At 53.4% G+C, this 9,472-nt stretch carries 11 protein-coding genes; all 11 read right to left on the bottom strand.

Annotated features, from left to right (window positions below; genetic code table 11):
* Positions 1-118: 118 nt before the first annotated feature.
* The 11 genes from hisE to I2G69_RS08720 all read right to left on the bottom strand — a co-directional run bounded on the left by hisE (position 119) and on the right by I2G69_RS08720 (position 9,460).
* Positions 119-445: a phosphoribosyl-ATP diphosphatase gene (hisE, locus tag I2G69_RS08770; RefSeq protein WP_087229275.1), complete on the bottom strand. Its 327-nt coding sequence runs from the start codon at positions 443-445 to the stop codon at positions 119-121.
* Positions 446-474: 29 nt separating this feature from the next.
* The gene (hisI, locus tag I2G69_RS08765; protein WP_087229278.1) at positions 475-828 is read right to left on the bottom strand and encodes a phosphoribosyl-AMP cyclohydrolase; all 354 of its coding nucleotides are present in this window, start codon (positions 826-828) and stop codon (positions 475-477) included.
* The gene (gene hisA, locus I2G69_RS08760; RefSeq protein ID WP_087229281.1) at positions 828-1,556 is read right to left on the bottom strand and encodes a 1-(5-phosphoribosyl)-5-[(5-phosphoribosylamino)methylideneamino]imidazole-4-carboxamide isomerase; all 729 of its coding nucleotides are present in this window, start codon (positions 1,554-1,556) and stop codon (positions 828-830) included. Before hisA ends, hisI begins: the two co-directional genes overlap by 1 nt.
* A 66-nt stretch (positions 1,557-1,622) precedes the next feature.
* Positions 1,623-2,198 carry an imidazoleglycerol-phosphate dehydratase HisB gene (gene hisB / locus I2G69_RS08755; RefSeq protein WP_195560649.1) on the bottom strand — a complete coding sequence of 192 codons (576 nt, stop codon included), beginning with the start codon at positions 2,196-2,198 and terminating at the stop codon, positions 1,623-1,625.
* A gap of 43 nt (positions 2,199-2,241) precedes the next feature.
* Entirely contained in the window at positions 2,242-3,309 is a 1,068-nt protein-coding gene (locus I2G69_RS08750; protein WP_191441720.1) for a pyridoxal phosphate-dependent aminotransferase, read from the bottom strand.
* 28 nt (positions 3,310-3,337) lie between these two features.
* Positions 3,338-4,639 carry a histidinol dehydrogenase gene (gene hisD / locus I2G69_RS08745; protein ID WP_191395756.1) on the bottom strand — a complete coding sequence of 434 codons (1,302 nt, stop codon included), beginning with the start codon at positions 4,637-4,639 and terminating at the stop codon, positions 3,338-3,340.
* 14 nt (positions 4,640-4,653) lie between these two features.
* Entirely contained in the window at positions 4,654-5,286 is a 633-nt protein-coding gene (hisG, locus tag I2G69_RS08740) for an ATP phosphoribosyltransferase (RefSeq protein ID WP_087229293.1), read from the bottom strand.
* Positions 5,287-5,296: 10 nt separating this feature from the next.
* Positions 5,297-6,490: an ATP phosphoribosyltransferase regulatory subunit gene (gene hisZ, locus I2G69_RS08735; RefSeq protein WP_191362499.1), complete on the bottom strand. Its 1,194-nt coding sequence runs from the start codon at positions 6,488-6,490 to the stop codon at positions 5,297-5,299.
* A gap of 162 nt (positions 6,491-6,652) precedes the next feature.
* Positions 6,653-7,339 (bottom strand): YjjG family noncanonical pyrimidine nucleotidase, encoded by a 687-nt coding sequence (locus I2G69_RS08730; RefSeq protein ID WP_191362500.1) that lies wholly within the window; start codon positions 7,337-7,339, stop codon positions 6,653-6,655.
* Between the two features lie 3 nt (positions 7,340-7,342).
* Positions 7,343-8,947, bottom strand: a complete 1,605-nt coding sequence (locus I2G69_RS08725; protein WP_195560648.1) for a TIR domain-containing protein — start codon at positions 8,945-8,947, stop codon at positions 7,343-7,345.
* Between the two features lie 27 nt (positions 8,948-8,974).
* Positions 8,975-9,460 (bottom strand): gamma carbonic anhydrase family protein, encoded by a 486-nt coding sequence (locus I2G69_RS08720; protein WP_191362502.1) that lies wholly within the window; start codon positions 9,458-9,460, stop codon positions 8,975-8,977.
* Positions 9,461-9,472 lie beyond the last annotated feature (12 nt).

Here is a 9,472-nt window from a genome sequence, read left to right as displayed (position 1 = left end):
TTTACTTTTTCTTTTGCCAAGGTTTTTTTACCTACCCCCGGTAGAACCGGGGGTTTTGTCATGCTGAAAGCGATAAAAAGGCTGGGTTCCGCAAAATTTTGCGGAACCCAGCCTTCTTTCAGCTGTTTTTATCAACCGAATGGAATTTCTTCAAATTTCCCGTCTTGTTGCTGCGCTTGTCCAATTCGGCCTCTACTTCTTCCAAGGTGATGCCGGACTGCACCATCAAGACCATCAAATGGTACAGCAGGTCGGAAATTTCCATCACCGTCTCGTGATTTTCGCCGTTTTTGGCCGCGATAATCACCTCGCTGCACTCTTCTCCGCATTTCTTGAGGATTTTATCCAACCCCTGCTCAAACAGGTAGCAGGTATAAGACCCCTCCGTATGGCTGTCCCTACGGCTTAAAACGGTCTCATACAAATTCTTGAGGGTGTCATTCATAAACCATTCATCCCTTTTATCGTTTCAATTTACTCGTCCCGCCGCCAAATCTCATTGAAAAAGCAGCTGTGCGCACCGGTGTGGCAGGCCGGCCCCGTCTGCTCCACCTGGACCAAGAGCGTATCGCTGTCGCAGTCCCCATGGATGCTGATAATTTTCTGTAGATGGCCGGACGTGGCCCCCTTATTCCAGAGCTCCTGCCGGGAACGGCTGTAAAACCAGGTATAACCCGTTTCCAACGTCTTTTTCATAGATTCGCGGTTCATATAGGCAAGCATCAGGACTTCGTTTGTGCCGACCTCCTGCACAATGGCAGGCAGCAAATCGCCCTTCTGAAAAAAGCTCTCAATGAACGCATCGTCCGTGCGGTATTTCCCTTCCATCACGCCTCCTTGACCCCTTTGCAGAGGTCGACTGCCTGGCGCAGGCTGAGATCGCGCGTATACAACGCACGGCCACAGATCGCCCCGTGCAGCTTCAGCGCCGTAAGCACCACAATGTCCGTCAAGCTGCTGACGCCGCCGCTGGCGATCACCTTACAGGACACCGAACGGTTGAGCTTGTCCAGCATGGTGAAATTCGGGCCGTCCATCATGCCGTCGCGGGATATATCCGTAAAGACAATGTATTTCACTCCAGCGTCTTCCATGTGTTTGGCTAAATCAATATAATTCACGGTAGAGGTCTGCGTCCAGCCTTCCGCCGCAACATTTCCGTCGATGGCATCGATGCCGACAGCGATCTTATCCCCGTATTTGGCAACCGCTTCCTTGACAAGCGCGGGATTATTCAGCGCGGCAGAGCCGAGGATGATGCGGGAAATGCCATGGTCCATATAATAATCAATCGTTTCCATGTTGCGGATTCCGCCGCCCAACTCGACTTTCAAATTGCACTGCTTCAATACGTCAAAGATCATATCCGTATTCACCGGGACTGCTTCTTTTGCGCCGTCCAGATCCACCATATGGAGCCATGTTGCGCCCATCGCTTCAAAGGCCTTGGCTGTGTCCGCTGCACTTTCCGCAACGGTATAAGCGGAATCGTACTTTCCCTGTACAAGGCGCACACATTTTCCATCTTTGATGTCAATTGCAGGCAGAATAACCATCTTCTTGCCTACCTCCTATTCCGTATTCCATAAAATTCCGTTGCAAAAAGGAACTACAGGTGGAACTTACAGGGAACCTTTTGTGGAAAGGACACCGCCGCCGGTTTGGGCCGTTGCCAGCCGCAACGCGTGGGCGACCGCTTTAAAAATCGCCTCCACCTCGTGGTGCGCATTTGCCCCGTATTCCAAGCGGACATGTAGCGTAATCCCGGCATTCATAGCGAATGCGCGCAGGAATTCTTCCGTCAGGCACAGATCGTATTCGCCTGTGCGCTCCTGGGAAAATTCCGCCCGGAATGCCAAAAATGGCCTTCCACTCACGTCCACCGCGGCAAATGCAAGCGCTTCATCCATCGGGATGTAAAAGCTGCCAAAGCGCGCAATGCCGGACTTATCGCCCAGCGCCTTGGCAAACGCCTTCCCGAGCACAATCCCCGTGTCCTCCACGGTGTGGTGCCCGTCCACATAGAGGTCTCCCGCCGCCTTGACCTGCAAACCAAAGCCGCCGTGTACGGCAAAGGCCGTCAACATATGGTCAAAAAAGCCGATTCCTGTCGAGATCTCTACGGCGCCGCCGTCCAGCGAAAGCGCTATGGCAATGTCGGTTTCCTTTGTCTTCCGGGTCTCCTGTGCGGTTCTCATAGCTGTACCTCACTTTTTGAATCCAATTTATTTTACACCATTTTTACGGATTTGTGGAGGATGAAAGTAGAGATTCTAAATTTTTTAACAATTGTGCATTTTCTTCCGCGCTACCCGCTGTAATTCTGAGCGTATCGCCCATAAATCGCACAGCGATTCCCCTCTCCAGGAGCCCTTCAAACACTTCTTTGGCCCTTGGCATGCGCACCAGCACAAAATTGGTACAGCTGTCATAGACATACAACTGATCCGGATATTTGCTCTCCAGCTCTTTCAAAGAAGCCTGGAGCGCCTTCCTGGAAAGGATGATTTCGTCCAACGCTTGATGAAGAACTTCCTGCTCGTTCATCACGAGCGCACCAATCTTTTGCGATACTGAATTTACATTATACGGGGATTTGACCGCACGCAGCGTCTGCGTCAGTTTCGGATTTGCCACGGCAAAGCCGAGGCGGACCGCCGCCATGCCAAACGCCTTCGAGCAGGTGCGCAAAATAATCAGGTTGTCATACTGCGCCACCTCGCCCAGGAGGGACTGATCCCAGAAATCCATATATGCCTCATCCAGGACCACCAACGCAGAAACGGAGGTAATCAGCTTGCGTACCTCTTCGCGGCATAGTCCAAGGGACGTCGGGTTGCAGGGGTTGGAAAACAGGACCACCTTCGCCCCACTCTCGTTTACCGCGGCGATCAATGCATCCACATCGATCGTGAGATCCTCTTTTTTCTGATAGACCACGCTCTCCGCCTCAGCCAAAAAGCCATAAAAGCGGTACATGGAAAAGTCGGGTTCCACGGTCAAAATCTTATCGCCGCGCATCAGGAACGACGATGCGATGATAAACAGCCATTCATCCGAGCCGTTGCCCGCAGTTACAAGCGCGGGGTCAATGCCGTAGTAAGCGCCAAAGCTTTCGCAGAGCTCCGTGGCATTCGGGTCGGGATACCGGTTGAACGCAATGTCCGCCATGGCGTACTGCGCCTTTTCCAAAAGCTCAATGGGCAATTCCAAAAAGGACTCGTTGGCGTCCAAACGGATGGAGTAATCTCCGGAAATCGGATCATACGGTTTCAAATCCTTTAATTTATCGTTCAGCGTATAGGGCATGGTCGTTCCTCCGTTCTATAATGGACGTTCAATTGGCGGCCTCTTGCTTATCGCGTACGCGGATCGAATTGGCGTGCGCGGTCAAGCCCTCCGTCTCTGCGAGCTTAATGATATCCTCCTTTGCCTGCATCAAGGCGTCCTGCGTATAATAGATGAAGCTGGACTTCTTGACGAAGCTGTCCACCGAAAGCGGGGAGAAAAAGCGCGCCGTCCCGCTGGTGGGAAGCACATGGTTCGGCCCTGCAAAGTAGTCACCCAGAGGTTCCGGCGACCAGTTTCCGAGAAACACCGATCCCGCGTTGTCGATCTTCCCGATAAACTCCATCGGGTTCGCGGCACAGACCTCCAGATGTTCCGGGGCCAATGCATTGGCAAACTCAACCGCTTCCTCCATATCGTTGCACAGCATCACTGCGCCAAAATTGTCCAGGGATTGGTTGATGATGTCCTTGCGGGACAGGCCTTCGATCTGGCGGTAAACAGCGGCGATGGTTTCCTCTGCGATGCGCGCCGAAGTGGTGAGCAAAATCGAAGAGGCCAGCGGATCGTGTTCCGCCTGGGACATGAGGTCCGCTGCCAAAAATTCCGGATTTGCCGTATCGTCTGCGAGAATCAGGATCTCGCTGGGGCCGGCAATCATATCGATGTCCACCGTGCCATAGAGCTGGCGCTTTGCCGTAGCGACAAAGATATTTCCCGGCCCAACGATCTTATCCACCTTGGGAATGCTCTCCGTTCCAAAGGCCAACGCTGCCACAGCCTGCGCTCCGCCCACCAGGAACACGCGGTCCACACCGGCCACCAGCGCGGCCGCCAGAATATCCGGGTTGGGCTTGCCGTCCTTTCCGGGCGGCGTCACCATGACAAGCTCCTTGACCCCGGCGATTTTGGCGGGGATCGCGTTCATCAAGACCGAGGAAGGATAGGCAGCCGTGCCGCCGGGCACATACAGCCCCACACGGGCAAGCCCGCGCACACGCTGGCCCATAATGACCCCGTTGGCCTCGGTCTGCAACCAGCTCTGCTGCTTCTGCCGGGCATGGAAATCCCGGATGTTTGCAGCTGCTCTCTCCAAAGCCGCAACAAAGGCGGGGTCGCATGCTTTAATCAGCTCCTGCATATCCGCCTTTTCAATCACCAATTGTTCCGGGACGCTTCCGTCGAACCGCTCCGTATACATGCGCACAGCGGCATCCCCGTTGCGTCGCACTGTCTCTACAATTTCAGCGACAGCGTCGTCCACCTTCTTGCCGGAATTCGCGCTGCGCTCCTTTAGTTGCTGGATAAAGGCGCGGCCAAAATCGCCGCCCTGTTTCACATATTGAATCAACGCTCCCGCCTCCTTTATGCCTGTTCCTTTGCCTGTTCCATCTGCGCAACCAGCTCTTCGATCTCCGCCTTGCGCAGTTTCAGGCTTGCAGTATTCACGATCAAACGTGCGGAGATGTCACAGATGGTCTCCACGACCTCCAGGCCGTTCTCTTTCAGGGTTGTACCTGTTTCCACAATATCGACAATGGCATCGGACAACCCCAGCAGGGGGGCCAGCTCCACCGATCCTTCGATCTTGATGAAGCGGATGTCCATCGCCTTGCTTTCAAAATAATTGCGCGCCACATTGGGATACTTGGTAGCAATGGTCCGGCTGGCATACCCGCCAAAGAAATCGCTTCCTTTCGGCGCGGCCAGCGCAAATTTACAGCGGCCAAACCCCAGGTCCAACACTTCATAGAAGCTGGTCCCGTTTTCCATGATGGTATCCTTCCCCACCACGCCCAAATCGCACACGCCGTGCTCCACATAGGTGATGACATCCGCCGCCTTTGCAAGCACCACTTCCAAGCGGTCTCCCACGGGCAAGATCAGCTTCCGGCCCTTGTTATGGACCGCTTCACAATCGTAGCCGATGCGCTCCAGCAGGGCCACGGTATCCTTTTCCAACCGGCCCTTTGTCAGGGCCATTCTCAATGGTTTCATAACGACTCCCCTATAGATTGATGGTTTCCACGCAATCGCTCACACAGTCGACCCGGTGAATTCCCCGCACCTTTGCATAATGCAGGGCCTCCTCGCGCGTCTCAAATACAGAACTCTCACATTTGCAGCCTTGCCCCGCCAGGCGGGATGCATATTGCAACGCCTTGATCTCATACCCTTCGTCGCTGTGCACCAAGACTTCCACCGGCGTTGCCGCCGGGATTTTTCCCTGCTTGAGCAGCAGTTCTGCCAACCCATCCACATTGACGCCAAAACCAACCGCGGGCATCGGCGTGTCAAACTGGGCCAAAAGCTTGTCATAACGGCCGCCGAGCAAAACGGCGTCACCCACATTTTCTACATACGCGCTGAAAATCACGCCTGTGTAATAATCATTGCGCTGGACCAGCCCCAAGTCTACAATCATCCGGTCGCCAAGGCCCAATTCCACCAGCGCCTGGTACAATTCGTGCAGATAAGCCAACGTCTTGCTGGACGTCTCATCACTGCACAGCGGCGCCGCCTGCGCAAAGACCTCTTCCCCGCCGAATAAGCGCGGCAACCGGCGCATCGCGTCCACCGGACGGCTGTTTTCCAGCTGATCCAGAATGGTGTTCAGCGCCGCGTAATTCTTGGACTCGATGGTGCTGCGGATATCCTCCCGCAGGTCGTCGCCAATGGGAAGCTGCGCGGCCAACGCGCGGAAGAATCCAGCGTGGCCCAATTCCAGGCGGAAGTTCGGGACGCAGCGGCTCAGCGCTTCCACTGCGGTAACGATGACTTCCAAATCTGCCCGGCGTCCGGGCGCTCCCAAAAGCTCAATTCCGGTCTGGGTCGCCTCATTGTTGCGGCCGGTGAGCCCTGGATTGCTGCGGTAAATCTTTTGATTGTAATATAAGCGCACCGGCTTCGGCAAGGTTTGCAGCCGGGTCGCAGTCAGGCGCGCGATCGGGATAGTCGAGTCGGGCCGCATTACCATCAAGCGGCCGTGGCGGTCGCTCATCTTGTACATGGTTTCCTGGCTGATTCCGGAAAAATCCGGATCGAACACATCGTAAAATTCCAGTCCCGGCGTCACAACTTCGTTGAATCCTCTGGAAGAAAAGACGTCCGACAGCGTCTGTTCTACATAGCGCCGCGCCAGGCATTCTTCAAATAGAAGATCCTTGGTGCCTTCCGGTGTAATCTTGTTGTATTTCTTCATAACAACCTACCGTTTCTCCTCAAAATGCATGCGGGATTCCCCGCTCCGCTTTAGCGTGCTAATATAATAGCATAGTGAACTATATGTGTCAACCTATTTTAACGGATTTTCTCGAAATCCAGCTATCCATCCGGAAAAAGCGGGCCTGCTCTTGGCAAGCCCTCATGCAATCAAATCCTTCAACTCTTCCAAGCGACGGATCGTATAATTCACCCGCACGTCGCCGGGCATTTGTCCTCCATCTGGACAATACCAGCAGGTATCGATTCCCGCGTTGTTGCCACCCCGGATATCGGAACTCAACGAATCCCCCACGATCAACGTCTTTTCCGCCTGGAAGCCGGGGATGCGTGCAAACACATAATCAAAATATGCCTTCATCGGCTTTTGATACCCAGCGTCCTCAGAGACAAAAATCCCTTTCATATAACGGTCCAAACCGGAATCGTGGAGGCGGCTGTACTGGGTGCGGGAAACGCCGTTGGTGACAATATACAGGTCGCAGAACCGTGCGCAATATGCGCAAACCTCCTCGGCCCCCGGAAGCAAAAACGCCCCCCGGCCCAGCTCTTCCTGGTATTCATCTTCAAACGCGCGCCCGTCGCCATCGATGCCAAGCGCGCGGAACAATTCCACAAAGCGGCTGTAAATCACTTCCTCGCGGGAGATCTCGCCACGCTCGAACCGGCCCCAAAGCGCACTGTTGATCGCATGATAGGTCTCTTTAACGGAATCATTTAGCAAATATCCATGGCGCTGGAAGGTCGTTTCCAAAGCGGCACGTTCCGAGGCTTTAAAGTCCAAGAGCGTGCCGTCCACGTCCAGCAACAGCGTCGTATACGTTCCCAAATCTCATTCTCCTGTCTTTTCAAATGGAATCGTTTTTAAACCCATTCCCAGCTTTGCTTTCGCAATGTCATCCCCCTGTTCGGCCGCCTTCCGGTAATAACGGAGCGCCTTTGCACGGTCCGCCTGACATCCCAGCCCCCAGAAATATAGATCGCCCAGTTTTCGGTACGCTTCGAAACCATTCTGCTTACAGGCCTGTTCATACCAATACCGCGCCTTCTCATATCCCGCCGCAGTATGTAAACTGGCATAAAGGTTCGCTACATGCACTTGGGACAACACATGCCCATGTGCTGCCGCTTTTTCAAACCACTCGATTGCAGCGTCGATATTTTGTTCCACGCCCAACCCATACTGATACTGATAGGCGGTATTGTATTGCGAATTAACTTGTCCGGCTTCCGCCGCAGACTGGAACCATCGCAAAGCCTCCTTGAAGTCTCTCCCTACAAAACCATAACCCAAATAGTACATTTGTCCCAATTCATATTGTGCTTCCACTTGGTTATGTTCCGGCTCCGATGCTCTCCGAAACAACTCCGCAGCTTTCTGATAATTCGGTTTCTGCTTTCCATATCCGTCTTTGTAGAGCTTGCCCAGATGGTAGCAAGCGTAAGAATCATTTAAATCTGCGGCCTTTTCCCACCATTTCACTGCATCGTCGAACAGTAAAAGCAGCTCGCATACTTCCGCCAATGGCCGGTATGCACCTACATATCCTTTTTCAATCGCCTTTTCATACCAGCATTTAGCTTCCTCTAAATCGCGCTCACAACCCAAACCAGCTCTGTATAGCCAAGCTAGCTCTCCCATCGCCGGTACATATCGATTATCCGCCGCTTTTTTCTCCCATTGAAAAGCCTTATCAAAATCCGGCTTTCCAGTCACCCCTCGATAATATAAGCTCGATAGATGGTATTGCGCCGCAGGATCATCATTATCTGCTGCTTCGCGTAGATATTCGATTCCTTTTCTCGTATCCTGCGGGACCAAGATCCCTTCGGAATAGATACATCCCAGCAAAAACTGGGCTTGTACATCCTTTTTAGCCACTTGATCTTCCAAACCTTTGATATAATCCTTTAGTTCTTCAGCATGATCAATAATTCCCGGTTGCTCTTTGGAAGCGCTCCCATGAGCCGGCCCGCCTGCTAAAAATTGATGCAATCCCTTACGGAAAAGGAGCTCATTGCTTTCCGCGATTTCACTCTTTACAAAAGAGTCATATAAAACGGAAAGATCCTCTTCGGATTGCAGGTCCAGACATTGTATCCCTTTTAGCGGCGTTCTTTCCAAATCCTTATAGGTGACCGGCGAAACCGTCAACGGATAGATCTCCTGGTTCAGCGCCCAAGCCGCTCCCAATTCCGCCAAGCAGAATGGGCTTTCCAAATACGCCTGTGTAATGAGCATCACAACCACTTTACAACCGGCAATTTCCTGCTTGATCCTCGGAATGAATTCCTTTCCCGGCGGCAACGTTCCTTTCAGGGAAGTACAAAAGATTTCCCTTCTCTGGATGTCCATGGATGAGACAAAAAAATCAACGACACGTTCTACCAATTCCTTATCCGCACTTGCATGGCTGAAAAAGATTCGGTTCCCCATCTGCTCTTCCTCCCCCTTCTTTCTCCCTCAATCCAATGTTTTCATACTATGAATGTACTCCTCCGCTGCGCGGCGGTTGCTCTCAATCTCTTCCTCTGTGAGCGGGCGGCGCACCTTGGCCGGTACGCCCAACAGCATAGAACCATCCGGCACTTGCATCCCCTGCGTCACCAGGGCGGACGCGCCAATGATGCAATTTTTCCCGATCTGCGCCCCATTGAGCACCACCGCGCCCATTCCGATGAGCGAATTGTCCCCAATGGTGCAGCCGTGCAAAATGGCGCCGTGGCCCACGGTGACCCCGTCCCCAATCTGGATGGGATGCCCTTCGTCCACGTGCAGCACACAGCAATCCTGAATATTGGAGCGGGCGCCGATGACAATCGGGGCATTGTCCGCACGTACCACCGCATTATACCATACGGAGCTTTCCTCGCCGAGTGTCACCTCGCCCACTAAAACCGCGCCGCGTGCCACGCGGGCGGTTGAAGCAATCTGTTGTTTCTGTTCCATCGTTGTCCCTCT

This window comes from Anaeromassilibacillus sp. D41t1_190614_C2, from assembly GCF_015558525.1.
In the GTDB taxonomy this organism is placed as follows: Bacteria; Bacillota; Clostridia; order Oscillospirales; family Acutalibacteraceae; genus Anaeromassilibacillus; species Anaeromassilibacillus stercoravium.
Note: the sequence above shows the minus strand (reverse complement) of the source record. Positions and strands in the feature narration are given on the sequence as shown.

Coding starts and splice junctions, on each gene's coding strand:
- hisE (WP_087229275.1), bottom strand. CDS start 445: ATGAATGACACCCTCAAGAATTTGTATGAGACCGTTTTAAGCCGTAGG.
- hisI (WP_087229278.1), bottom strand. CDS start 828: ATGGAAGGGAAATACCGCACGGACGATGCGTTCATTGAGAGCTTTTTT.
- hisA (WP_087229281.1), bottom strand. CDS start 1,556: ATGGTTATTCTGCCTGCAATTGACATCAAAGATGGAAAATGTGTGCGC.
- hisB (WP_195560649.1), bottom strand. CDS start 2,198: ATGAGAACCGCACAGGAGACCCGGAAGACAAAGGAAACCGACATTGCC.
- I2G69_RS08750 (WP_191441720.1), bottom strand. CDS start 3,309: ATGCCCTATACGCTGAACGATAAATTAAAGGATTTGAAACCGTATGAT.
- hisG (WP_087229293.1), bottom strand. CDS start 5,286: ATGAAACCATTGAGAATGGCCCTGACAAAGGGCCGGTTGGAAAAGGAT.
- hisZ (WP_191362499.1), bottom strand. CDS start 6,490: ATGAAGAAATACAACAAGATTACACCGGAAGGCACCAAGGATCTTCTA.
- I2G69_RS08725 (WP_195560648.1), bottom strand. CDS start 8,947: ATGGGGAACCGAATCTTTTTCAGCCATGCAAGTGCGGATAAGGAATTG.
- I2G69_RS08720 (WP_191362502.1), bottom strand. CDS start 9,460: ATGGAACAGAAACAACAGATTGCTTCAACCGCCCGCGTGGCACGCGGC.